Source organism: Hydrogenophaga sp. T2, assembly GCF_049843535.1.
Lineage (GTDB): Bacteria > Pseudomonadota > Gammaproteobacteria > Burkholderiales > Burkholderiaceae_C > Hydrogenophaga > Hydrogenophaga crocea.
Genome location: NZ_JBBHZJ010000007.1, coordinates 236,983 through 259,297, shown reverse-complemented (window position 1 = coordinate 259,297; position 22,315 = coordinate 236,983). Strand labels below are relative to the sequence as shown.

General features: G+C 70.2%; 20 protein-coding genes. 8 read left to right on the top strand and 12 right to left on the bottom strand.

From position 1 onward, the window contains the following. Nucleotides 1–5: 5 nt before the first annotated feature. From WDZ95_RS17555 to WDZ95_RS17545, 3 genes are read right to left on the bottom strand one after another with little or no spacing between them, the layout of a single operon-like run. The gene (locus WDZ95_RS17555) at nt 6–401 is read right to left on the bottom strand and encodes a DUF934 domain-containing protein (RefSeq protein ID WP_425780305.1); all 396 of its coding nucleotides are present in this window, start codon (nt 399–401) and stop codon (nt 6–8) included. 10 nt (nt 402–411) lie between these two features. Further along, nucleotides 412–2,193, bottom strand: coding sequence for a nitrite/sulfite reductase (locus tag WDZ95_RS17550; protein WP_166226740.1), 1,782 nt, complete (start codon nt 2,191–2,193; stop codon nt 412–414). Between the two features lie 18 nt (nt 2,194–2,211). Then, nucleotides 2,212–3,003 (bottom strand): sulfite exporter TauE/SafE family protein, encoded by a 792-nt coding sequence (locus tag WDZ95_RS17545; RefSeq protein ID WP_425780302.1) that lies wholly within the window; start codon nt 3,001–3,003, stop codon nt 2,212–2,214. Nucleotides 3,004–3,175: 172 nt separating this feature from the next. Between WDZ95_RS17545 and WDZ95_RS17540 the strand changes: the two genes are divergently transcribed. Continuing rightward, nucleotides 3,176–3,964 (top strand): hypothetical protein, encoded by a 789-nt coding sequence (locus WDZ95_RS17540; RefSeq protein WP_425780300.1) that lies wholly within the window; start codon nt 3,176–3,178, stop codon nt 3,962–3,964. Between the two features lie 34 nt (nt 3,965–3,998). Here WDZ95_RS17540 and WDZ95_RS17535 read toward each other — a convergent pair whose 3' ends face one another. Both WDZ95_RS17535 and WDZ95_RS17530 read right to left on the bottom strand, forming a co-directional pair. Then, nucleotides 3,999–5,126 (bottom strand): FAD-dependent oxidoreductase, encoded by a 1,128-nt coding sequence (locus WDZ95_RS17535; RefSeq protein WP_425780298.1) that lies wholly within the window; start codon nt 5,124–5,126, stop codon nt 3,999–4,001. Nucleotides 5,127–5,180: 54 nt separating this feature from the next. Then, nucleotides 5,181–5,456: an oxidative damage protection protein gene (locus WDZ95_RS17530; protein WP_166226736.1), complete on the bottom strand. Its 276-nt coding sequence runs from the start codon at nt 5,454–5,456 to the stop codon at nt 5,181–5,183. A 248-nt stretch (nt 5,457–5,704) separates the two neighbouring features. On the opposite strand from WDZ95_RS17530, the gene WDZ95_RS17525 reads away from it, so the two are divergent. Further along, nucleotides 5,705–6,475: a ferredoxin--NADP reductase gene (locus WDZ95_RS17525; protein ID WP_166226735.1), complete on the top strand. Its 771-nt coding sequence runs from the start codon at nt 5,705–5,707 to the stop codon at nt 6,473–6,475. Between the two features lie 7 nt (nt 6,476–6,482). Further along, complete coding sequence (locus WDZ95_RS17520) at nt 6,483–6,992, top strand: disulfide bond formation protein B (RefSeq protein WP_425780295.1); 510 nt, start codon at nt 6,483–6,485, stop codon at nt 6,990–6,992. 12 nt (nt 6,993–7,004) lie between these two features. Here the strand turns inward: WDZ95_RS17520 and argA are convergent, their stop codons facing one another. Next, a complete protein-coding gene (gene argA, locus WDZ95_RS17515; RefSeq protein WP_425780293.1) occupies nt 7,005–8,342 on the bottom strand; it encodes an amino-acid N-acetyltransferase in 1,338 nt (445 codons plus the stop codon). Nucleotides 8,343–8,400: 58 nt separating this feature from the next. Between argA and hrpA the strand changes: the two genes are divergently transcribed. Continuing rightward, entirely contained in the window at nt 8,401–12,309 is a 3,909-nt protein-coding gene (gene hrpA / locus WDZ95_RS17510) for an ATP-dependent RNA helicase HrpA (RefSeq protein WP_425780291.1), read from the top strand. 21 nt (nt 12,310–12,330) lie between these two features. On the opposite strand, the gene WDZ95_RS17505 is transcribed toward hrpA, so the two are convergent. Continuing rightward, a complete protein-coding gene (locus tag WDZ95_RS17505) occupies nt 12,331–13,260 on the bottom strand; it encodes a FecR domain-containing protein (protein WP_425780289.1) in 930 nt (309 codons plus the stop codon). A gap of 193 nt (nt 13,261–13,453) precedes the next feature. Here WDZ95_RS17505 and WDZ95_RS17500 point away from each other — a divergent pair, with 193 nt between their 5' ends. Continuing rightward, the gene (locus tag WDZ95_RS17500) at nt 13,454–14,173 is read left to right on the top strand and encodes a (2Fe-2S)-binding protein (protein WP_425780287.1); all 720 of its coding nucleotides are present in this window, start codon (nt 13,454–13,456) and stop codon (nt 14,171–14,173) included. Between the two features lie 39 nt (nt 14,174–14,212). On the opposite strand, the gene WDZ95_RS17495 is transcribed toward WDZ95_RS17500, so the two are convergent. Genes WDZ95_RS17495 through lptF form a run of 5 tightly spaced genes read right to left on the bottom strand, consistent with a single transcriptional unit; the run spans nt 14,213 to nt 18,973 of the window. Continuing rightward, nucleotides 14,213–15,394 carry a pyridoxal phosphate-dependent aminotransferase gene (locus WDZ95_RS17495; RefSeq protein WP_425780285.1) on the bottom strand — a complete coding sequence of 394 codons (1,182 nt, stop codon included), beginning with the start codon at nt 15,392–15,394 and terminating at the stop codon, nt 14,213–14,215. Nucleotides 15,395–15,431: 37 nt separating this feature from the next. Next, nucleotides 15,432–16,376, bottom strand: coding sequence for a CysB family HTH-type transcriptional regulator (locus WDZ95_RS17490; RefSeq protein WP_166226728.1), 945 nt, complete (start codon nt 16,374–16,376; stop codon nt 15,432–15,434). Beyond that, nucleotides 16,373–16,738 carry a sirohydrochlorin chelatase gene (locus WDZ95_RS17485; RefSeq protein WP_166226727.1) on the bottom strand — a complete coding sequence of 122 codons (366 nt, stop codon included), beginning with the start codon at nt 16,736–16,738 and terminating at the stop codon, nt 16,373–16,375. Before WDZ95_RS17485 ends, WDZ95_RS17490 begins: the two co-directional genes overlap by 4 nt. A 7-nt stretch (nt 16,739–16,745) precedes the next feature. Then, nucleotides 16,746–17,864 carry an LPS export ABC transporter permease LptG gene (gene lptG / locus WDZ95_RS17480; protein WP_425780283.1) on the bottom strand — a complete coding sequence of 373 codons (1,119 nt, stop codon included), beginning with the start codon at nt 17,862–17,864 and terminating at the stop codon, nt 16,746–16,748. Then, a complete protein-coding gene (lptF, locus tag WDZ95_RS17475; protein WP_425780281.1) occupies nt 17,861–18,973 on the bottom strand; it encodes an LPS export ABC transporter permease LptF in 1,113 nt (370 codons plus the stop codon). The genes lptG and lptF overlap by 4 nt, the downstream gene beginning before the upstream one ends. A 27-nt stretch (nt 18,974–19,000) precedes the next feature. Between lptF and WDZ95_RS17470 the strand changes: the two genes are divergently transcribed. The 3 genes from WDZ95_RS17470 (at nt 19,001) to WDZ95_RS17460 (ending at nt 22,300) form a co-directional block, all read left to right on the top strand. Next, nucleotides 19,001–20,482: a leucyl aminopeptidase gene (locus tag WDZ95_RS17470; RefSeq protein WP_425780279.1), complete on the top strand. Its 1,482-nt coding sequence runs from the start codon at nt 19,001–19,003 to the stop codon at nt 20,480–20,482. A 9-nt stretch (nt 20,483–20,491) separates the two neighbouring features. Beyond that, nucleotides 20,492–20,929: a DNA polymerase III subunit chi gene (locus WDZ95_RS17465; RefSeq protein WP_425780277.1), complete on the top strand. Its 438-nt coding sequence runs from the start codon at nt 20,492–20,494 to the stop codon at nt 20,927–20,929. A gap of 177 nt (nt 20,930–21,106) precedes the next feature. Then, on the top strand, nt 21,107–22,300 hold the full coding sequence (locus WDZ95_RS17460; protein WP_166226722.1) for a branched-chain amino acid ABC transporter substrate-binding protein: 1,194 nt from the start codon (nt 21,107–21,109) through the stop codon (nt 22,298–22,300). Nucleotides 22,301–22,315: the final 15 nt, after the last annotated feature.

The following is a 22,315-nucleotide window of genomic DNA, read 5'->3' as shown; positions in this document are numbered from 1 at the left end:
GGTCCTCAGGCGGCGGCGGCTGATGCGGCGGTTTGCGGCGCGGTGTGCACCGCATCGCCCTGGTAGAAGCCGGGGTAGTGCGCGAGCAGGCGCCGCGCGTGGGCCAGGTCCTGGCCCGCGGCCAGCACGGCCTGCGTGAAGCCGCTGCGCTGCATCTGCAGCACCTGGTCGATCAGCACGTCGCCGGTGGCGCGGATCTCGCCCGTGAAGCCCAGGCGGCGGCGCAGCAGAAAGGCCTGGCTGAAGGCGCGGCCGTCGGTGAACTTGGGGAATTGCAGCTCCACCACGCGCACGCCCGTGAGGTCGGTCTCGCGCGGGTCGTCGGTGTTGGCGAGCACGCGGCGCTCGGCCTCGCTCTCGGCGGGGGTGAAGCGGTCGGCCAGGAAGAGTTCGATGGTCATGGCGCGGTCCTCAGGCGGTTTCGGTCGTGCGCGCGGTGGCGCTGCGCACCGCGTTGGCGGCGGTCTTGAACGGCTCGATGCCGACGCGGCGCAGCGTGGCGATGAAGGTCTCGTCGGCCTCGCGCTGCGCGCGGTAGGTGTCGAGCACGGCTTCGAGCACCTCGGGCACTTCGCTGGCGGCGAACGAGGGGCCGATCACCTTGCCCGGCGTGGCCGCACCCGACAGGCGCGTGCCGTCGGAGCCGCCCAGCGTCACCTGGTACCACTCCTGGCCGTCCTTGTCGACGCCGAGGATGCCGATGTGGCCGCTGTGGTGGTGGCCGCAGCTGTTGATGCAGCCGCTCATGTGCAGGTCGATCTCGCCCAGGTCGTGCAGCTCGTCGAGGTCGGTGTAGCGCGAGAGCACGGCCTGTGCGATCGGCAGCGAACGCGCGTTGGCGAGGTCGCAGAAGTCGCCGCCGGGGCAGGCGATCATGTCGGTGAGCAGGCCGATGTTGGGCTTGGCCAGGCCGAGCCGGCGCGCCTCGCGCCAGAGCTCGGGCAGCTGGTCGCAGCGCACCCAGGGCAGCAGCAGGTTCTGCTCGTGCGTCACGCGCGCCTCGCCGCTGGAGAAGCGGTCGGCCAGGTCGGCCGCGCGTTCGAGCTGTTCGGCGGTGGCGTCGCCGGGCGCCTGGCCCACGCGCTTGAACGACAGCGTGACCGCGCGCAGGTCGGGGTTCTGGTGCGGCTTCACGTTGCGCGTGAGCCAGCGGCTGAACTCCAGGTCGTCCTCGGCCGCGGCCTTGAGGATGTGGGCGATCTTGGCGTCGGCGCTCTTGCGGTCGCAGCTCGCGGGCGGCGGTGCGAAGAAGGCGGTGAGGCGGTCGAGCTCGGCCTGGGTGATGGTGTGCGGCGCGCCGTCTTTGTCGAGGATGTCGCGGTACTCGGCTTCCACCGCATCGGCGAAGGCCTGGCCTTCGGCCTTCACGAGGATCTTGATGCGCGCCTTGTAGGCGTTGTCGCGGCGGCCGAAGCGGTTGTAGGCGCGCACGATGGCCTCGAGGTAGTTGCGCATCTGGTGCCACGGCAGGAACTCGCGGATCACCGTGCCGATGATGGGCGTGCGGCCCATGCCGCCGCCCACGCGCACCTGGAAGCCCAGCTCGCCGTCCACGTTGTGCCACAGGCGCAGGCCCACGTCGTGCCAGGGCGTGGCGGCGCGGTCTTCGCGCGCGCCGGTGATGGCCACCTTGAACTTGCGCGGCAGGAAGGCGAACTCGGGGTGCAGCGTGCTCCACTGGCGCAGCAGCTCGGCGAAGGGGCGCGGGTCGGCCACCTCGTCCACGGCGATGCCCGCGAGCGCGTCGGTGGTGGTGTTGCGGATGCAGTTGCCGCTGGTCTGGATGCCGTGCAGGCCCACCGAGGCCAGCAGGTCCATCACGTCGGCCGAGCGCTCGATCGGGATCCAGTTGAACTGCACGTTGGAGCGCGTGGTGAAGTGCGCGGTGCGGTCGGGCAGCGAGGGCACGTCGGCCAGCGCGGCGTTGGCCTTGCTGGTGTCGTGCGCTTCCTTGTGATCGAACTCGCGCGCCACGCGGGCCAGCACGCGCAGCTGTTCGCTGTTGATGTCGCCGTAGGGCACGGCCACGCGCAGCATGGGCGCGAAGCGCTGGATGTACCAGCCGTTCTGCAGGCGCAGCGGCTTGAAGGCGTCGTCGGACAGGGTGCCGGCCTGCCAGCGCTGGAGCTGGTCGCGGTACTGGGCGGCGCGCAGTTGGACGAATTGGCGGTCGAAGTCGTTGTAGCGGTACATGGCGGAGCGTGGGGAAAATCAGATCGCGATCAGCTTGAGGCCGGCGTAGCCGATCAGCACCGACAGGCCCGATCGCACCAGCCGCTCGGGCGTGCGGTGCACCAGGCGCGTGCCCAGCCAGATGCCGGGCAGCGAGCCGCACAGCAGCAGGCCCAGCAGGTGCCAGTCGACCGAACCCAGGCTGGCGTGGCCCAGGCCGGCCAGCAGCGTGAGCGGCACGGCGTAGGCGATGTCGGCGGCCACGATGCGCGGCAGCGGCAGCAGGGGAAACAGCAGCAGCAGCACCGACACGCCGATGGCGCCGGCGCCCACCGAGGTCAGTGTGACCAGGGTGCCGATGAGCGCGCCGAACAGCACCGGCAGCGCGGGGTGGCGCGCGCGCATGGCCTGGTCGAGGTCGGCGTTGTTCAACTGGCGCGGCAGCTGGCGGCCGCGCGCGGCCTTGTAGAACATGGCCAGCGCGGTGAGCACCAGCGCCACGCCCAGCGTGAGCGTCATGGCCTTTTGCACCGGTGCGCTCGCGGGCCCCACGCGGTGCAGGGTGTAGAGCGTGAGCGCGGCGGCCGGCAGGCTGCCCGCCGACAGCCAGGCCACCACGCGCCAGGGCACGAGCTTTTGCCGCGCCAGGCTCAGGGTGCCGCCGGCCTTGGTGGTGGCCGCGAACAGCAGGTCGGTGCCCACGGCCAGGTAGGGCTTGACGCCGAAGAAGAAGATCAGGATCGGCGTCATGAGCGAGCCGCCGCCCACCCCTGTGAGCCCCACGATGAGGCCCACGGCGAATCCGGCGATGACGATGGCGTACTCGGGCATGGCCGGCACTGTAGGCAGCACGGCTTATTCGGCGAACTACATTTTTCTCATGCGCCTATAGCTGGGTGGAATAAGCCGGTGGCCTGACCGGGGCGTGAACAAGCGCACGGCGGCCCGGGCCGTTCGCGGAACCCGCGGGAAACCGGTCCGCGGGGCACTACCATCGCGGACCATGCTGGGTGCTGGTGTGCTGGTTCAGGTGATCGGGTTCACGGACGTGGAGCGCCACGCCCTGAACACCGTTTTTCGTTTGTCGCGCGAGCGCGAGGTGGTCTATGCGCCCTGGAACGGCACCGGCCCCACGGGCGAGCCGCCGCCGGTGCTGCTGGTGGACGGTGACTGCGCCGAGGCGGTGCTGTCGTCGGCCCGCGCGCCGCACGAAAGCCAGCGCCTGATCTGGGTGGGCAGTGACGCCCCCGACCACGCCTGGCGCGTGCTGGAGCGCCCCATCAACTGGGCCGACCTGCTGCACGACCTCGACGCGGTCTTCGCCGCCACCCAGAGCGATTCGGGCCTGCTCGATCTGGACGTGACCCAGCCCGCACCGCTGGACATCGACGTCGGCAACTTCCCGCAGAGCGCGGTGCGCCGCGCCCTGGTGGTGGGCGTGGGCGAGGAAGAGGGCCTGTACCTGCGCACCCGGCTGTCGCTGGCGGCCGTGCCCTTCGTGGACGAGGCGCGCACCACCGAACGCGCGGCCGAGTGCATTTCGCAGTTCGACTACCTGTGCGGGGTGTTCAACCTCGACGACCACCACATCGACGCCTGGGGCCTGATGCAGCTCTTTCGCGAGCGCTATCCCCAGGCCATGACCCTGGCCATCACCGAGCTCGCGAGCCCGCGCGGCGGCTGGTGGCGCCGCCGCCGCGTGCAGCAGCACACCCGGCGCCTGGGCGTGTCGGCGGTGCTGCCGCGGCCGCTGCAGCCGCCGGTGGTGTCGCAGTGGCTGGACATGCTCTGAAACCCGGGCCGCGGTAGGCCGGGCGCGCCGCCACTCAGCCTGGCCCGCGCCTGGCCGCGCGCCAGGCGAAGCGCGCCGGGTCGATCGCGTCGCGCAGGTCGGCCTCCAGCGGCAGCGGCGTGCCGTCGATGGCCGAGGCCAGCCATTCCCCCGCGAACGCGGCCAGCGAAAGGCCGCGCGAACCGAAGGCGCAGCACAGGTGCAGACCGTCCAGGCGCGGCAGGGCCGCGAGCGCGGGCCAGCGCTGCGGGCGTTCGGGCCAGGCCGCGGTGTCGGGCGCGGCACCGATCAGCGGCAGGCGGTCGAGCGAGGCGCAGCGCACCCCGGCCCAGCCCAGCAGCCGGCCCGCAGTGAGATCGCCTGCCATGGCCTCGGCCGCGGCGGGCGAGAGCGGGCGCAGCCGCTCGAGGTTCTCGCGGTGGGCGGCGTCGTCGATCGTGGTGTCGGTGGCGCCGCGGCGAAAGGTCGAGCCAACGGCCCAGATGCGCTCGGGCCACAGGGGAGCCAGCCCGGGGTCGTGGAAATCGGGCACGAACACGCCGTCGTTGCGCTGCGGGCGTTCGGCCAGCGCCGGCCCTTGCAGCGGGCCCAGGCTCAGCTGGCCCTGCACCGGTCGCAGCGGCAGGGCCAGGCCCAGGGCGTCGGTGGGGGCGCGGCTGCCCAGCGCGGCGGCCAGCACCACGGTGGCGCTGCGCGCGAGCTCGGCCCCCGCCACATCGAGCAGGCGCCAGCCGCCGTCCGCGCGTTCCAGCCGCGCCAGGCGCGCGCCCAGGCGCAGCGAGAGGCGGCCGCTCGCGCGGGCTTCGTCGATCCAGGCCTGCACCAGCGCGCCCGGTCGCACCAGGGTGGCCGGGTGCCGGCCGGGGTCGTGGCCGTGGTTGTCGACCTCCGTGGGCCACCAGCCGCGGCCCGGCGGCAACAGGCGTTCGAGCTCGGCGCGCATCCGCGGCACGCCCAGCGCGGTCAGGCGCGACAGGGGCGTGGGCGAGCGCGTCACGTGCGGGCTCAACATGCCCACGGGCAGGGCCGAGGCGCCGTCGGCGGGCCGATCGCCCGCGCTCAGCAGCTGCACGGTCCAGCCGCGGCGCACCAGGTGCGCGGCCACGGCCGCGCCCGCCAGGCCGGCACCCACGACGCAGGCGTGGCGGGGATGGTGTTGCATGTCAGAAAACAAGAGGCCCGCTCGCGGCGGGCCTGCAAGGCTGGGGGCGGGCGCTCAGGGCGCCGTGGGCGGCACGAAGCCGGCGGCCGCGTCCGCGCCTTCGCCAAAGAAGTGCTTTTCCATCTGCCGCGCCAGGTACTGGCGGGCACGCGCGTCGGCCAGGTTCAGGCGGTTCTCATTGAGCAGCATGGTCTGGTGGCGCAGCCAGGCGGCCCAGGCTTCCTTGCTCACGCTTTCGTAGATCTTCTTGCCCAGCTCGCCAGGGTAGGGGGGGAAGTCCAGGCCTTCGGCTTCCTTGCCCAGCTTGATGCATTGAACCATTCGTGCCATCGGGGTGTCCTTGTCGTGGGCCGGCGCGTTATGCGGCCGAGTTATATCGGATGGAATAAACGATTCGTTCGTGTTCGAGGCCGGCTGCGGCAAGATGCGCGCCGAGCGTCGCGGTCGATCGTCCGAGGGCCTGCACTGTAGCAAGCTTTGATCTGCCACAAGCCCGTGAGGGTCGGCGCTGCGGCCCTGGCAGGGCCGCTTTTTACAATACCCCTGTCGCCCCTTGCGGGGCCTACCTGTTTCCCACCATGAGTGCATTCAACGAAGAGCGCGTGCTGAGCGTTCACCACTGGACCGACCGCCTCTTCAGCTTCACCACCACGCGCGACACCTCGCTGCGTTTCTCCAACGGCCACTTCACCATGATCGGCTTGCGCGTGGACGGCAAGCCGCTGCTGCGCGCCTACAGCATCGTGAGCCCGAACTGGGCCGAGCACCTGGAATTCCTGAGCATCAAGGTGCAGGACGGCCCGCTCACCTCGCGGCTGCAGCACATCCAGCCCGGCGACACGGTGATCGTGGGCAAGAAGCCCACGGGCACGCTGCTGATCGACTACCTGCTGCCCGCCAAGCGCCTGTACCTGCTGGGCACGGGCACGGGCCTGGCGCCGTTCATGAGCATCATCCGCGACCCCGAGACCTACGAGCGCTACGAGCAGGTGGTGCTGATCCACGGCGTGCGCCAGGTCAAGGAACTCGCCTACCGCGAGCTCATCACAGAGACGCTCAAGCAGGACGAATTCCTCGGCGACATGGTCAAACAGAAGCTGCTCTACTACCCGACGGTCACGCGCGAACCCTTCATGCACCAGGGCCGCATCCCGCAGTTGCTGGCCGACGGCGTGATCGCCAAGGACCTGGGCATTCCCCCGCTCAACCCCGCCGAGGACCGCGTGATGATCTGCGGCAGTCCCGAGATGCTGCGCGACCTCAAGGCCCTGTGCGAAAAGCTGGGCTTCAAGGAAGGCAACACCACCACGCCGGGTGACTTCGTCATCGAGCGTGCGTTCGTGAGCTGAGCGCGCCATGAGCGCCTTGCTCGCCTGGCCCGCGCAGCGGCCCCGTCAGGTGCTGGCCCTGGTGGCCGCGGTCTGCGTGGCCCTGCTGGCCTTCGGCATGGTCCTGCAGCACGTGGTGGGGCTCGAGCCCTGTCCCATGTGCATCGTGCAGCGCTACGCGCTGATCCTGGTGGCGGTGCTGGCCGCGCTGGCCGCCAGCCTGAAGTCGCGCGGCGCGCGCCAGGTGGGCGTGGGCCTCATGGGCCTGTTCGCGGGCTTCGGTGCCTTCACCGCGGCGCGCCAGAGCTGGCTGCAGTGGAACCCGCCCGAGATCATGTCGTGCGGGCGCGACTTCTTCGGGATGATCGAGGCCTTTCCGCTGGGCCGCGCGATCCCCATGATCTTCCGCGGCAGCGGCGACTGCTCGAAGATCGACTGGACCTTTCTCGGCCTGACGATCGCGAACTGGTCGTTCCTGTGGTTCGTGGCCTTCACGCTGCTGGCGCTGGGCCTCTTGTTGGCCCGCCCGGCGCGCTGAGCACGCGCGGCCTCAGAGCTTTTTCATCAGCACCTGGCTGCGCCGGTCCCAGTTGTACTTGCGCTTGCGTGCCTCGGGCAGCCAGTCGGCCCCGACCTGCACGAAGCCGCGCTTGACGAACCAGTGCATGGTGCGCGTGGTGAGCACGAAGATGCTCTGCAGGCCCTGGGCCTTGGCGCGCGCCTCGATGCGCTTGAGCAGCCGTTCGCCGTCGCCCTGGCTCTGCGACTGCGGTGACACCGTGAGCGCGGCCATCTCGCCCGTGCGTTCCTCGGGGTAGGGGTAGAGCGCGGCGCAGCCGAAGATCACGCCGTCGTGCTCGATGATGGTGTAGTAGCCCGCGTCGCGCTCGATCTCGTGGCGGTCGCGCTTGACCAGGGTGCCGTCTTTTTCGTAGGGCTCGATCAGCGCCACGATGCCGCTCACGTCGTCGATGGTGGCCTCGCGCACGCTCTCGAGCTTCTCGTCGACCACCATGGTGCCGATGCCGTCGTGGGTGTAGATCTCCAGCAGCAGCGCACCGTCGACCGCGAAGGGCAGGATGTGGCTGCGCTCCACGCCGCCCTGGCAGGCGCGGATGCAGTGCTGCAGGTAGAAGGCCGTGTCCGTGGGGTGCTCGGCCTTGGGCAGGCTGGCCAGCAGGCGCTGGGCATCGGCCAGCGGCAGCTCGGTGTCGATCTCGCTGTCGGGGTCGGCCGCGTCCACGCGGATGCCCGGGATCTCGGTGAGGAACATCAGCTTGTCGGCCTGCAGCGCCACGGCCACCGAGGTCGCCACGTCTTCCATGGTGAGGTTGAAGGCCTCGCCCGTGGGCGAGAAGCCGAAGGGTGAGAGCAGCACCAGGGCACCCATGTCGAGCGTGCGCTGGATGCCGTCGGTGTCGACCTTTCGCACCAGGCCCGAGTGCATGAAGTCCACGCCATCGATCAGGCCCACCGGGCGCGCGGTGATGAAATTGCCCGAGATCACGCGCACCGTGGCGCCGGCCATGGGCGTGTTGGGCAGGCCCTGGCTGAACGCGGCTTCGATCTCGTAGCGCAGCTGGCCCGCGGCCTCTTGCGCGCAATCGAGCGCCACTTCGTCGGTGATGCGCATGCCGTGCGAGTAGCGCGCCTCGTGGTTCTTCAGGCGCAACTGCTCGTTCACCTGGGGCCGGAAGCCGTGCACCAGCACGATCTTGACGCCCATGCTCTGGATCAGCGCGAGGTCCTGCACGAGGTTCTGCAGCTTGCCCGCGGCAATCGCTTCACCCGCGATGCCCACCACCAGCGTGTTGCCGCGGTGCTTGTGGATGTAGGGCGCGACCGAACGGAACCACGGGACAAAGGTGAAGTTGAAGACGTTGGACATCGCAGGCGGGCGGGCAGGTCGGGTTCCGGGTGAGCGGGATAATCGCGGGTTGCCGATTGTGTCCCAAGTCCCTGTCTTGCCCGCCTTGTCCGCCGCCACCCTTCGCCTCGAGTTCCCCGAATCGCTGCCCGTGTCCGCGCGCCGGCACGAGATCGAGGCCGCCATCCGCGAGCACCAGGTGGTCATCGTGTGCGGCGAAACCGGCTCGGGCAAGACCACGCAGCTGCCCAAGATCGCGCTCGCCATGGGGCGCGGCAAGCTCAACGCCAAACCCGGCGAGCGCGGCCGCCTGATCGGCCACACCCAGCCGCGGCGCATCGCCGCGAGCTCGGTGGCCAAGCGCATCGCCGAGGAGCTGCAGACCCCGCTCGGCGAGGTGGTGGGCTACAAGGTGCGCTTCCAGGACCGGCTCTCGCGCGACGCGTCCGTCAAGCTCATGACCGACGGCATCCTGCTCGCCGAGACGCAGACCGACCCGGACCTCAAGGCCTACGACACGATCATCATCGACGAGGCCCACGAGCGCAGCCTCAACATCGACTTCCTGCTGGGCTACCTGCGCCAGCTGCTGCCGCGCCGCCCCGACCTCAAGCTCATCGTCACCTCGGCCACGATCGACGCCGACCGCTTCGCCGAGTACTTTTCTTCGGCCCGGGGCAAGGCGCCCGTGCTCATGGTCTCGGGCCGCACCTATCCCGTGGAGGTGCGCTGGCGACCCTTCGAGGAAAGCCGCGAGTACGACCTGAACAGCGCCATCGCCGACGGCGTGGACGAGCTCTGGCGCGGCGGGCAGGGGGGCGACATCCTGGTCTTCCTGCCCGGCGAACGCGAGATCCGCGAGGCCGCCGACCACCTGCGCAAGCACCTCGCGCACCAGCCACTGCACCGCAACGCCGAGGTGCTGCCGCTGTTCGCGCGCCTGAGCCAGGCCGAGCAGGACCGCATCTTCCAGCCGCACGGCCAGCGCCGCATCGTGCTCGCCACCAACGTGGCCGAGACCTCGCTCACGGTGCCCGGCATCCGTTACGTGATCGACGCCGGCACCGCGCGCGTGAAGCGCTACAGCTTCCGCCAGAAGGTCGAGCAGCTGCTGGTCGAGCCCATCAGCCAGGCCGCGGCCAACCAGCGCGCCGGCCGCTGCGGCCGCGTGGCCGACGGCATCTGCATCCGCCTCTATGACGAGGCCGACTTCAACGGCCGCCCGCGATTCACCGACCCCGAGATCCTGCGCAGCTCGCTCGCGGGCGTGATCCTGCGCATGAAGGCCCTGCACCTGGGCGCGGTGGAAGACTTCGCCTTCGTCGATGCGCCGCAGCGCCGCGCCATCGCCGACGGCTACCAGCTGCTGGCCGAACTCGGCGCGGTCGACGAGGCCAACGAACTCACCGACATCGGCCAGGCCTTGTCGCGCCTGCCGCTCGACCCGCGCGTGGGCCGCATGATCCTGGCCGCGCGCGACGCGGGCGCGCTCGACGAGGTGCTGGTGATCGCGGCCGCCCTGAGCGTGCAGGACGTGCGCGACCGCCCGATCGACAAGCAGGCCCAGGCCGACCAGGCGCACGCGAAGTTCGACGACGACAAGAGCGAGTTCGTCGGCACGCTCAAGCTCTGGAAGTGGCTCGAAGACAGCAAGGGCGGCCACGGCACCGACCACAAGCTCAGCCACCGCCAGTACGAAAACCTGCTGCGCGAGCACTTCATCAACGTGCGCCGCGTGCGCGAATGGCGCGACACACACAACCAGCTGCACACCGTGGTGAGCGAGCAGGGCTGGCGGCTCAACACCGCGCCCGCCAGCTACGAGCAGCTGCACTGCGCCATGCTCGCGGGCCTGCTCGGCAACATCGGCTGCAAGAGCGACACCGAAGACTGGTACCTGGGCGCGCGCGGCATCAAGTTCCACCGCCACCCGGGCGCGCACCTGAGCAAGAAGCCCGGGCGCTGGATCGTCTGCGCCGAGCTGGTGGAGACCGCGCGCCTGTTCGGCCGCGGGATTGCGGCCATCGAGCCTGGCTGGCTCGAGCGCGTGGGCGCGCACCTGCTCAAGAAGCAGCTGCTCGATCCGCACTGGGAGAAAAAGGCCGCGCGCGTCTCGGCGCTGGAGCGTGCCACGCTCTACGGCCTCGTGGTCTATCACAACCGCCGCGCCGACTACAGCCGTGTGGACCCGGCGGGCGCGCGCGAGATCTTCATCCGCGAGGCCCTGGTCAACGGCGACTGGGACACGCGCCTGGCCTTCCTGGCCGCGAACCAGAAGCTGGTGCGCCAGGTGATGGAGCTCGAACACAAGTCGCGCCGCCAGGACGTGCTGGTCGACGACGAGGTCATCTTCGCCTGGTACGACGAGCAGATTCCGGCCGACATCGCGAGCGGCACCGCCTTCGAGCGCTGGTACGGCCAGGCCGTGCGCGACAACCCCAAGCTGCTGTACCTCACGCGCGAAGACCTCATGCGCCACGAGGCCGCGGGCATCACGGCCCAGGCCTTCCCGCGCACCGTGCGCCTGGGCGGCGTGGACTGCGCCGCGAGCTACCTGCACGAGCCCGGCGATGCGCGCGACGGCCTGTCGGTGACGGTGCCGATCTACGCGCTCAACCAGGTCAACGAAGAACGCTGCGAGTGGCTGGTGCCCGGCATGCTCAAGGACAAGGTGCTGGCGCTGATCAAGACCCTGCACCAGCGCCCGCGCTCACGCCTGGTGCCGCTGCCGGCCACGGCCGAGCGCTTCACCGAGGCCCTGAGCGCGCCCGAGCTGTTCGGCCAGGGCAGCCTGGTGGATGCGGTGCTCAAGCAGGTGCGCGCGGCCACGCAGCTCGACATCGTGCGCAACGACATCAAGGTCGACCAGTTGCCGCCGCACCTGTTCATGCACCTGCGCGTGGTCGACGAACACGGCCGCCAGCTCGGCCAGGGCCGCCACCTCGCGGCGCTCAAGGCCGAGCTCGGTGCGCAGGCACGCGGCGCGTTCCAGGCGCTCGCGGCGCTCAAGGTGCCGGCGGCGGCGGCACCCGCGTTCGCGCCCGTGCCCGCGCCCGCCGTGCGCGTGGCCAAGGCCGCAGCCGCGGCACCGGCCACGCCGGCCGCGCCCGCGGTCGATGCCGCGCAGCGCCACACGCGCTGGGACTTCGGCGAGCTGCCCGAGCTGCTCGAGATCCGCCGCGGCGGCCAGACGCTGATCGGCTTTCCCGCGCTGGTCGACGACGGCGACGCGGTGCGCATCGAGGTGTTCGACGAGCCCGACGCCGCGCAGGCGCGCCACCGCGAGGGCCTGCGCCGCCTGTTTGCGCTGCAGATCAAGGACGCGCTCAAGTACCTGGAGAAGAACATCCCCGGCCTGCAGGCCATGGGCGCGGCCTTCATGGGCGTGGACAAGGAGCGCGGCGGCGGCACGCTCGACGAGCTGCGCGCGCAGCTGATCGCGCTCGCGCTCGACCGCGCCTTCCTCGTCGATCCCCTGCCCGCCGATGCCCGGGCCTTCGAGCAGCGTGTGGCCGATGGCCGCGGCCGGCTCAACCTGATCGCGGCCGAGATCGCGCGCAGCGCGGGCGCCGTTCTCACCGAGTTCGCGGCGGCCCAGCGCAAGCTCAAGGACAGCAAGCCCCCGGCCGAGGTGGCGGCCGACATCGCGCAGCAGTTGCAGCGCCTGGTGACCAAGCGCTTTCTCACCGACACGCCGTACGCGCAGCTGCAGCACCTGCCGCGCTACCTCAAGGCCGTGCAGTTGCGGCTCGACAAGCTGCGCGCCGACCCGGCGCGCGACGCCGCCCGGCTGGCCGAGCTGCGGCCTCAGGAGCAGCGCTTCTGGCGCCTGGTGGCCGAGCGCAAGGGCGTGCAGGACGCGCGGCTGCAGGAGCTGCGCTGGCTGCTCGAAGAACTGCGCGTGAGCTTCTTCGCGCAGGAGCTGCGCACGCCGCAGCCCGTGAGCCTCAAGCGCCTCGACAAGGCCTGGGCCCAGCTCAACGGCTGAGCCCCCGGGGCCGCTGCGCGTTCAGCGCGCGCGCACCACGTTGCCCTGGGTCACCCCCAGCGGTGCGAGCTTGGCCAGCACGCTGCGCGCGTCCTGCTCGCTCGCGAACTGGTTGATGCGGACCTCGAAACCGCTGCCCTGGCCCGCCACGCGCGCCGGGTAGCCCGCGGCCTGCAGGCGATCGCGCAGCTCGTTGGCTTGGGGGCCGGTGGCGTTCGCGGCGGCCACCAGGCGCCATTCGCCGCCTTGCAGCAGCACGCCCTGGCCCGGGCGCATCTCCGCCTGGCCGATGAACTTGGCGAGCTGGTCGGGCGTGGCCTGGCCGGCCGGCGCTTCGGGCTTGCCCGTGAAAGTGACCCAGAACGCGCCGGGCTTTTGCAGGTCGGCCACGGCGCTGGCGCCGCGCTCCACGGCCACGTGGCCCTCGAACACACAGACCGCATCGTGGTCGGCGTCGCTCATGGCCCAGAAGTCGGTGCCGCGGATGCCCACGGTGGCGGTGGCCAGGTCCAGCTTCAGGTCGGTCTTGTTGCCCACGACCTTGCTCGAATAGTCGGTGGCGTAGCGGAACACGCCGGTGATGAGCTTGAAGCCGGCACTGATCTGGTTCGCGCCGCCCTGGGGCGAGCGCTGCAGGGTCTGCACCAGGAACTCGGTGGCCTCGCCCAGGCGCACCGTGCTGCGGTCGGACATGCGCAGCAGCATGCGCGAGCCGGCCGCGGTGATCGCCTTGTCGCCCTCGCGCAGCAGCGCCCCGGGTTCGGCCGCGCGGCGCTGGCCCTGGCGTTCGATCTGGGCCGGCAGCTGCACCGCTTCGATCACCGTGGTGTCGGCGGCGGCGTGCGCCGGCTGCCAGGCCCCCAGGGCACCCGCCGCGAGCAGCGCCGCCAGGCCCCGCATGCTGGCGCGGCGCGAGAGGGTGAAGGGGGGGTGGATGGTGGAGCTGTTCATGGGGGAAATCCGGGTAAAGGAAGGTGAGCCCTGGTAGGTTCCAGATGTACGTGTGCTTACCTTCAACGGATTCGGCGCTGGAAACTTGAGCGGTATTTCCCCGCGCAGGGTGTGTGTTGGGTCACGGGTCACCGCCCGCCCACCCGTATCTTGCCCGGCCTTCACGCGCCTTCGAACAGGAGACAGCCCCCCCATGGACCGCCGCGAATTCAATGCCGCCTGCGCCACCGGCGCGGCCGCCCTGGCCAGCGCCGCCCTGGGCGCGCCCGCCTGGGCCGCCAGTGCGCAAGCCCGCTCCTACGCGCGTGCGCTGCTGGTGGACGAGCTGGGCCAGCCGATCAAGGCGTCCCGGCTCGCGGCGCAGACCAACTACGTCTTTCATTACCCCTTCGAGGCCACGCCGGTGTTCCTGCTCGACCTGGGCAAACCCGCCGTGCCCACGCGGCTGCAGACCAAGGGCCGCGAGGCCTACGAATGGCCCGGCGGCGTCGGGCCCAAGCGCAGTGTGGTGGCCTTCTCGGCCATCTGCGCGCACCAGCTCGTCTACCCCACCAGGGAGCTGAGCTTCATCAGCTTCCGAAAGGGTCCGGTGGCCAATCCGCAGACGCCGAGCAAGGGCAACGACCTGATCCATTGCTGCGCCGACCACAGCCAGTACGACCCCGCGCGTGGCGCCCAGGTGCTGGGCGGGCCGGCCGAGCAGCCGCTGTGCGCGGTGCTGCTCGAGCACGATGCGCGCACCGACCAGCTCACGGCCACGGGCACGCTGGGCGGCGAGCTGTTCGACGCCTTCTTCAAGAAGTACGAGATGAAGCTCAGCCTGGAAACCGGCTCATCGGGCCGCAAGGCCGTGGCCGAGCGCAGCGTGGTGCGCGAGCTCGAACGCTTCTGCCGCAACCCCGTCAGGTGTTGAGGTGACCGCCCCACGCGCCGCCGTGGCGCGGGCAGGGGGTCACAGCTTGGACAGCCGCTTCAGCGCCTCGACCAGGGTCTCGTCCTTCTTGGCGAAGCAGAAACGCACCACCTTCTGGTCGAAGCCGTCGCCGTAGAAGGCCGAGAGCGGGATGGCGGCGACGCCGATCTCCTGCGTGAGCCAGCGGCAGAAGTCGGCTTCGGGCAGGTCGCGCTCGGGCACGGCGAGCGCCGAGATGTCCACGCACTGGAAGTAGGTGCCTTCGCCGGGCAGCAGCCGAAAGCGCGTGGCGGCCAGGCCTTCGCGGAACAGGTCGCGCTTGCGCTGGTAGAAGGCCGGCAGGTCAAGGTAGGGCGCGGGGTTGGCCATGTAGGCCGCGAGCGCGTGCTGCATGGGCGTGTTCACCGTGAACACGTTGAACTGGTGCACCTTGCGGAACTCGGCCATGAGCGGCGCGGGCGCCACCACGGTGCCCACCTTCCAGCCGGTCACGTGGTAGGTCTTGCCGAAGCTGCTGACGATGAAGGCGCGCGCGGCCAGGCCCGGGTAGCGCGCCGCACTCTGGTGCGGCAGGCCGTCGAACACCATGTGCTCGTAGACCTCGTCGCTGATCAGCAGCACGTCGGTGGGCGCGAGCAGCGCGTCGAGCGCACGCATCTCGGCCTCGGTCCAGCACATGCCGCTGGGGTTGTGCGGGCTGTTGATGAGCAGCGCGCGCGTGCGCGGCGTGATGGCCGCGGCGATCTTGTCGAAGTCGGGCCGGAAGCTGCCGGGCGTGAGCGGCACGCGCACCACGCGGCCACCCGCGAGCTCGATGTTGGGCACGTAGCTGTCGTAGCAGGGCTCGAGCACGATCACCTCGTCGCCCGGGTGCACCACGGCCAGGATGGCGGTGAGGATGGCCTGCGTGGCGCCCGCGGTCACGGTGACCTCGGCGTTGGCGTCGTAGCGGCGGCCATAGAGCCTTTCGACCTTGTCGGCCACGGCCTGGCGCAGCGCGGGCACGCCGGTCATGGGCGGGTACTGGTTGTGGCCCGCGCGCATGGCGGTGTCGACCGCGTCGAGCAGCGCCGGGTCGCAGCCGAAGTCGGGGAAGCCCTGGCCCAGGTTGACCGCGCCGTGTTCGCTGGCCAGGGCCGACATCACGGTGAAGATGGTGGTGCCCACCTGGGGCAGGCGCGAGGCGAGGGCGGGGGTGCGGGGCAAGGTGGCGGCGTCCATGGGGCTTGTCTCGGGAGCGTTGTGTTCGAAGGGGGCGTCAGATGTCGTATTCGTCGGGCTCGCCGGCCATCGCGCGCAGGATCAGATCGCGCGAGAGGCGGTCGGAGAGCAGTTCGCCGAAGCGCAGCACGAACTGGCGCAGGTAGGTGCCGCGCTTGAAGGCCACGCGCGCCAGGTTGTGGCCGAACAGCGCGCCCGCGGGCCGGGCCACGAGGTCGGGAGACTGGTTCTCGCCCTTGACCGCCATCTCGGCCACGATGCCCACGCCCATGCCCAGCTTCACGTAGGTCTTGATGACGTCGGAGTCGATGGCCTCGAGCACGATGTTGGGCTGCAGGTGGCGCAGCGCAAAGGCCTGGTCGATGCGGGTGCGGCCCGTGAAGCTCGGGTGGTAGGTGATCAGCGGCACCTGGGCGAGGTCTTCGAGGTCGATGCGCTCGCGCGCGAGCAGCGGGTGGTCGAACGGGAACACCAGCACGTGCTGCCATTCGTAGGCCGGCAGCGTCACGAGCTCGGGGTAGTTCACCAGCGACTCGGTGGCCATGCCGATCTCGGCCACCTCTTCGATCAGCATGCGCGCGACCTGATCGGGCGAGCCCTGGTGCAGGCTGATGCCGACCTTGGGATAGGCCTGGCGCAGCGCGGCCACCGGGCCGGGCAGAACGTAGCGCGCCTGGGTGTGCGTGGTGGCGATGGACAGGGTGCCGCTGTCCTGCGCCGAGTACTGCTCGCCGATGCGCTTGAGGTTGTTCACCTCGCGCAGGATCACGTCGATGCTCTTGAGCACCTGCTGGCCCGGCTCGGTCACGCGCTTGATGCGCTTGCCGTGGCGCGCAAAGATCTCGATGCCGAGCTCGTCTTCGAGTTCGATGATGGCCTTGGACACGCCGGGCTGCGAGGTGTGCAGCGCCTTGGCGGCCTCGGTGAGGTTGAGGTTGCGGCGCACCGCCTCCTGCACGAACTTGAACTGGTGCAGGTTCATGCACCCTCCTTGACGGCCAGCGCGGCCAGCAGATCGATCAGTTGCGGGTCTTCGCCCGCGGTGGGCAGGCGCTCGAACACCACCTGCGGGTGCTCGCGCTGCAGCGCGTCCATGAGCTGCGGCAGGTCTTCGCGCGCGTGTTTGCCCATGCCGAAGAACAGCGGCAGCACGCGCAGCGTGGTGGCGCCTGCGGCCACCAGCTCGCGCGCGGCGCTGGGCAGGTCGGGCTCGGTGAGCTCGAGGTAGGCGGTGCGCGCGAGCGTGCCGGGCGCGCGCTCGGCGATGCGCCGCGCGACGGCCTCGACCGGCGCGCGCCACAGCGGGTCGCGCGAACCATGGGCAAAAACGATCACGCCGAGCATGGGGTTCCTAACGCCTGAGCACCAGCCAACCGAAGGCCCCGAGCGACACCACCGAATAGATCATGGCGGGCGAGGCCGCGGCAAGCCAGGGCCGCCACTGGTTGAGGTTGCCGATGTAGCCGAACACGTTGTTGAGCAGGAAGAAACTGATGCCGATCATCACGCCGCCGAACACGTAGCCTGTGATGCTGCCCGAGCGGAAGTGCAGGTAGGCGAAGGGCAGGGCGAGCACCACCATCACCAGGCACGACAAGGGGTAGAACACCTTGCGCCAGAACTCGATTTCGTGGCGCTGCGCGGTCTGGCCGTTGGCCTGCAGGTGCCGGATGTAGGCGAACAGGTCGGTGGTGCGCATGCGCTCGGGCTTGAGCAGGGCCACGGCCACCATCTCGGTGTTGATGCCGCTGGGCCAGCGGAAGGTGTCGTGCTGGGTGCGCGCCACGCGCGCGGCGCCGGTGCCGCTGGCGTCGAACTCGCGCCGCTCCACCTGGTGCAGGGTCCAGCTGTCGTCGGCCTCGATCTGGCCGGTCTTGGCGCGCAGGGTCGACACCAGCGTGCCCTGGTTGTTGAACTCGAAGATGCGCACATTGCCCAGGCCGCCCTCGGCCGACAGCGAGCCCACGTTGACCGAGAAGCTGCTGTAGGGCTGGCGCTCCTTCAGCCAGGCGCCGGTCTGCCCGAGGCTGATCGCGCCTTCGAAGCGCGCCTTGTGCAACTGGGCCACGCGGTCGGCGAACGGGGCCACGTAGTCGCCCATCGCGAAGGTCACGAGCACGAAGATCGAGCCCAGACCCAGCAGGGTGCGCAGCGCGCGCCACGGGCCCAGGCCGCTGGTGCGCAGGATGGTGTACTCCGAGCCCTGGGCCAGCCGCGCGAGCACAAACACCGAGCCGATCAGCACCGCGATGGGCATGAGCTCGTAGATGCGGCTAGGCACCAGCAGCGCCACGTAGATCAGCGCGTCGGCCAGGCTGTAGACGCGCGCCGGATCGAGCACCGACTTCTTGCCCACGTCGGGCAGCTCGTCGACCAGGTCGAAAAAGAAGAACAGCGAGAGAAAGGCGAGCAGCACGAAGAACACGGCCGCAAAGACCTCGCCGTAAATGAGGCGGCGGATGGTCTTCATGCGCGCTTCTCCCGCTGGCGGCCCAGCCACTGCGCGAGCAGGGTGCGCAGGCTCACGCCGGTGTGTCGCTTGTAGAACCACAGCAGGGTGAGCAGCAGCACGCCGCCGTGCAGGCCCAGCATGTAGGGCATCAGCTCGATCACGCCGCGCGCGACCCAGTTCTGCCCGATGTTGAGCAGGTTGTAGTAGAAGACGAAGGCGAACAGCGTGAAGAACAGGTTGCCGCTGCGCCCCGCGCGCGGGTTGCCTGCCGTGGTGGCCAGCGCGATCAGCACGAAGTTGAAGGCCGTGAGCGCCAGGCCGATGCGCCAGCCCAGCTCGGCGAGGTTGGCCTGGGTGGGCTGCATCACCAGCTCCCAGCTCGGCCGGGCCTTGAGCTCCACGCCCGCGCTGCCCGTGGGCAGGGCGTCGCCGATCTGCGTGCCGTACTCGGCGAACTCGCTCACGCGCAGGCCGTCGTTGGGGCGCGATTCGAGCCGCTGACCGTTGTTGAGCATGAGCAGCTGGCGGTCACCGTCCCACTCGATGCGGCCCGAGCGCGCCGAGGTCACGGTCTCGCGGCCGTCGGTCTCGGTGCTCGAGATGAAGATGTTGCGGCCCTCGGTGCCGTCGGCCGTGTCCTTGTCGATGAAGAACACGCGCCGGCCGCTCGATGACTCCTGGAACTGGCCGGGCGCCACGCGCTCGAGGTCGCCGCGGCGTTCGAACCGGTCGCGCAGGTTGTTCACCTGCTGGTTGGCCCAGGGCCACACCAGCAGCACCATGAGCGTGATCACCATGAGCACCGGCCAGGCGAAGCGCAGGATGGGCCGCAGAAAACCCCCCAGCGAGCGGCCGCTGGCGAACCAGATGATCATTTCGCTGTCGCGGTACATGCGCGAGAGCGTGAACACGATGGAGATGAAGAGCGCCAGCGTGAGCACCGTGGGCATGCGGCCGAGCACGGTGTAGCCCAGCACCAGCATCACCTCTTCGGGGTTGACGCTGCCTTTGGACGCCGCGCCCAGGGTGCGGATCAACAGCATCGTGAGCACGATGGTGAACAGGATCACCAGCGTCGCCCCGAAGCTGCGGGCCAGCTCTCTGCGCAAGGATGAATGGAATAACATCGATCGTCGTTAGAACCAGAGCGGATTATGAACTTCGAACTCAAGACCCTGACCCCCGCACAGGCCGCCGAATTCCCGGCCGATGCCCTGCTGGTGCTGGTGCCCGACACCGCGCCCAAGGGCGACACCCCGCTGCACCGCCTGGTGGCCCAGGCCCTCAAGGGGGGCGACCTGGAAGCCGGCGTGGGCAAACTGCTCGCTGCCTACCGGCCCGAGGGCTTCAAGTCGGCGCGGGTGCTGCTGGTGCGCGCCGGCGCGGCCGACGCCACGGCCCTGCGCAAGGCCGTGACCGCCGGGGTGCAGGCACTCAAGGGTCCGGGCGTGGCCCACCTGGGCGTGGTGGCCACGCTGGTGGCGCTCGACAATGATGGCCTGCGCGCGGCGATCCAGGCCGCGGCCGAGGCCTCGTACGTGTTCACCACCACCAAGCCCAGCGCCAAGCCGCGCGCGCTGGCGCGCGTGAGCTTCGGCGTGAGCGACGCCGCCGCGCTGCGCGACGGCCTGCGCCTGGGCAAGGCCCTGGTGGCCGGCGTCGAGTTCGCCAAGGAATGGGCCAACCGCCCCGCCAACCACGCCACGCCCACGCTGCTCGGCGAGGCCGCGAAGAAGCTGGCCCGCGGCGGCGCGATCAAGGCCGAGGTGCTCGGGCCCAAGCAGGTCGAGGCCCTGGGCATGGGTTCGTTCATGGCGGTGGCGCGCGGCTCGGCCGAGCCGCTGCGCTTCATCGTGCTGCACTACCAGGGCGCGCCCAAGGGCGAGGCCCCGGTGGTGCTGGTGGGCAAGGGCATCACCTTCGACACCGGCGGCATCAGCCTCAAGCCCGCGCCCGAGATGGACGAGATGAAGTTCGACATGGGCGGCGCGGCCAGCGTGCTCGGCACCTTCGCGGCGCTGGCCGAGCTCAAGCCGGCCATCAATGTGGTGGGCCTGATCCCGAGCTGCGAGAACATGCCCGACGGCCTGGCCGTGAAGCCCGGCGACGTGGTCAAGAGCATGAGCGGCCAGACCATCGAGATCCTCAACACCGACGCCGAGGGTCGCCTCATCCTGTGCGACGCGCTCACCTACGCGGCGCGCTTCAAGCCGCGCGCGGTGATCGACATCGCCACCCTCACGGGCGCCTGCGTGATCGCGCTGGGCGCCGTGCGCAGCGGCCTGTTCAGCAGCGACGACGCCCTGGCCGACGACTTGAGCGTGGCCGGCGAGACCGTGGGTGACCTGTGCTGGCGCATGCCGCTCGACGACGAGTACGCCGAAGGCCTCAAGAGCAACTTCGCCGACATGGGCAACGTGGCGGGCCGCGCGGGCGGGGCCATCACCGCGGCCAAGTTCCTGCAGAAGTTCACCGCCGAACTGCGCTGGGCGCACCTGGACATCGCGGGCACCGCCTGGAAGGGCGGCGCGGCCAAGGGCGCCACGGGCCGCCCCGTGCCGCTGCTGCTGCAGTACCTGGTGAACGAGTCGCAGCGCGCCCCGGCCAAGCCCGCACGCCGCCGCGCCAAGGCCTGACGCCGCCGCATGGCCGAAGTCGCCTTCCACTTCAACGCGCCCGACCGGCTCGCCTACACGGCGCGCCTGCTGCGCAAGGCCTACCTCAAAGGGGTCCGGGTGGCGGTGCTTGCGCCGCGCCCGGCGATCGACGAGCTCGACCGCCTGGTCTGGCTCGTGGGCCAGGGCGATTTCGTGCCGCACGCCCGCCCGGGCGATCCGCCCGCGGTGCTGCAGCACTCACCCATCCGCCTCACCGACAGCCTGCCCGAGGCGCAGGGCATGCCGGTGCTCGTGAACCTGCACGACGAGCCTGTGCCCGAGCCCGCGCGCTTCAAGCGCGTGATCGAGGTGGTGGGGCTCGACGAGGCCGATCGCGCGGCGGCGCGCCAGCGCTGGCGCGCCTACGTCGCGGCCGGCATCGAGCCGCAGCGGCACGACCTCAAGCAGGCCGATCCGCAGGGCTGAGGGCGCGCCGCCCGCGCGGGTGTTGCGGCGCCCCGCCAGTTCCTGTGGAAAACCCTGGTCACGGGCCCTCGCGGGGCGCGCGATGGCCGGGAGTGCTTCGGAATTGGAGTAGATTCACGCGGTGGAGAAAAAAACGTTCCCTCCGCAATTCAAATCCATCCTTACCGAGGAATTTCCATGCAAGTGAACATGAAACTGGCAGTGCTTGCCGCAGCCGTTGCTCTGGCTGCCTGTGGCAAGAAGGAAGAGGCTCCTGCCCCGGCCGCCGCCGCCCCGGCCGCCGCTCCCGCACCGGCCGCCGAGGTCGTGGTCAAGATCGGTCACGTCGGCCCCACCAGCGGCGCGATCGCCCACCTGGGTAAGGACAACGAAAACGGCGCCCGCATGGCGATCGAAGAGCTCAACGCCGCCGGCCTGAGCATCGGTGGCGCCAAGGCCAAGTTCGAGCTGCTGGCCGAAGACGACGCCGCCGACCCCAAGCAGGGCACGGCCGCCGCGCAGAAGCTGGTCGACGCCAAGGTCAACGGCGTGATCGGCCACCTGAACTCGGGCACCACCATCCCCGCGTCGCAGCTCTACAACGACGCCGGCATCCCCCAGATTTCGCCCTCGGCGACCAACCCCAAGTACACCCGCCAGGGCTTCGCGGGCGCGTTCCGCGTGGTGGCTGACGACGTGCACCTGGGCGGCACGCTCGGCAAGTACGCCATCGAAACCCTCAAGGCCAAGAACGTGGCCGTGATCGACGACCGCACCGCCTACGGCCAGGGCGTCGCCGACGAATTCGAAAAAGGCGTGAAGGCCGCTGGCGGCACCGTGGTGGGCCGCGAGTTCACCAACGACAAGGCGACCGACTTCAACGCCATCCTGACCACCCTGAAAGCCAAGAAGCCCGACGTGGTGTTCTTCGGCGGCATGGACGCCGTGGCCGGCCCCATGCTCAAGCAGATGAAGCAGCTCGGCATCAAGGCCAAGTTCATGGGCGGCGACGGCATCTGCTCGAGCGAACTGCCCAAGCTGGCCGGCGACGGCATCAGCGACGAGCAGGTGTTCTGCGCCGAGGCCGGTGGTGTCGAAGGCGAACAGAAGGCCGGCATGGACAAGTTCCGCGCCGACTTCAAGACCAAGTTCAACGCCGACGTTCAGGTGTACGCCCCGTACGTGTACGACGCCGTGAAGGTCATGGCCAACGCCATGGTCACCGCCGGCTCGGCCGATCCCAAGGTCTACCTGCCCGCGCTCAAGGCCACCAGCTACAACGGCGTGACCGGCAAGATCGAGTTCGACGAGAAGGGCGACATCAAGAACGGCGCCCTCACGCTGATGACCTACAAAGGCGGCCAGCGCACCACCATCGCCGTGATCCGCTGATCCAGCGGCCTTCGG

What these genes read in the sequence shown, in the direction of transcription:
- WDZ95_RS17550 (WP_166226740.1), bottom strand. Translation starts at nt 2,193, where the DNA reads ATGTACCGCTACAACGACTTCGACCGCCAATTCGTCCAACTGCGCGCC.
- WDZ95_RS17520 (WP_425780295.1), top strand. Translation starts at nt 6,483, where the DNA reads ATGAGCGCCTTGCTCGCCTGGCCCGCGCAGCGGCCCCGTCAGGTGCTG.
- WDZ95_RS17500 (WP_425780287.1), top strand. Translation starts at nt 13,454, where the DNA reads ATGGACCGCCGCGAATTCAATGCCGCCTGCGCCACCGGCGCGGCCGCC.
- WDZ95_RS17530 (WP_166226736.1), bottom strand. Translation starts at nt 5,456, where the DNA reads ATGGCACGAATGGTTCAATGCATCAAGCTGGGCAAGGAAGCCGAAGGC.
- WDZ95_RS17525 (WP_166226735.1), top strand. Translation starts at nt 5,705, where the DNA reads ATGAGTGCATTCAACGAAGAGCGCGTGCTGAGCGTTCACCACTGGACC.
- WDZ95_RS17505 (WP_425780289.1), bottom strand. Translation starts at nt 13,260, where the DNA reads ATGAACAGCTCCACCATCCACCCCCCCTTCACCCTCTCGCGCCGCGCC.
- WDZ95_RS17465 (WP_425780277.1), top strand. Translation starts at nt 20,492, where the DNA reads ATGGCCGAAGTCGCCTTCCACTTCAACGCGCCCGACCGGCTCGCCTAC.
- WDZ95_RS17540 (WP_425780300.1), top strand. Translation starts at nt 3,176, where the DNA reads ATGCTGGGTGCTGGTGTGCTGGTTCAGGTGATCGGGTTCACGGACGTG.
- lptG (WP_425780283.1), bottom strand. Translation starts at nt 17,864, where the DNA reads ATGAAGACCATCCGCCGCCTCATTTACGGCGAGGTCTTTGCGGCCGTG.
- lptF (WP_425780281.1), bottom strand. Translation starts at nt 18,973, where the DNA reads ATGTTATTCCATTCATCCTTGCGCAGAGAGCTGGCCCGCAGCTTCGGG.
- WDZ95_RS17545 (WP_425780302.1), bottom strand. Translation starts at nt 3,003, where the DNA reads ATGCCCGAGTACGCCATCGTCATCGCCGGATTCGCCGTGGGCCTCATC.
- WDZ95_RS17470 (WP_425780279.1), top strand. Translation starts at nt 19,001, where the DNA reads ATGAACTTCGAACTCAAGACCCTGACCCCCGCACAGGCCGCCGAATTC.
- argA (WP_425780293.1), bottom strand. Translation starts at nt 8,342, where the DNA reads ATGTCCAACGTCTTCAACTTCACCTTTGTCCCGTGGTTCCGTTCGGTC.
- WDZ95_RS17485 (WP_166226727.1), bottom strand. Translation starts at nt 16,738, where the DNA reads ATGCTCGGCGTGATCGTTTTTGCCCATGGTTCGCGCGACCCGCTGTGG.
- WDZ95_RS17490 (WP_166226728.1), bottom strand. Translation starts at nt 16,376, where the DNA reads ATGAACCTGCACCAGTTCAAGTTCGTGCAGGAGGCGGTGCGCCGCAAC.
- WDZ95_RS17460 (WP_166226722.1), top strand. Translation starts at nt 21,107, where the DNA reads ATGCAAGTGAACATGAAACTGGCAGTGCTTGCCGCAGCCGTTGCTCTG.
- WDZ95_RS17495 (WP_425780285.1), bottom strand. Translation starts at nt 15,394, where the DNA reads ATGGACGCCGCCACCTTGCCCCGCACCCCCGCCCTCGCCTCGCGCCTG.
- WDZ95_RS17555 (WP_425780305.1), bottom strand. Translation starts at nt 401, where the DNA reads ATGACCATCGAACTCTTCCTGGCCGACCGCTTCACCCCCGCCGAGAGC.
- WDZ95_RS17535 (WP_425780298.1), bottom strand. Translation starts at nt 5,126, where the DNA reads ATGCAACACCATCCCCGCCACGCCTGCGTCGTGGGTGCCGGCCTGGCG.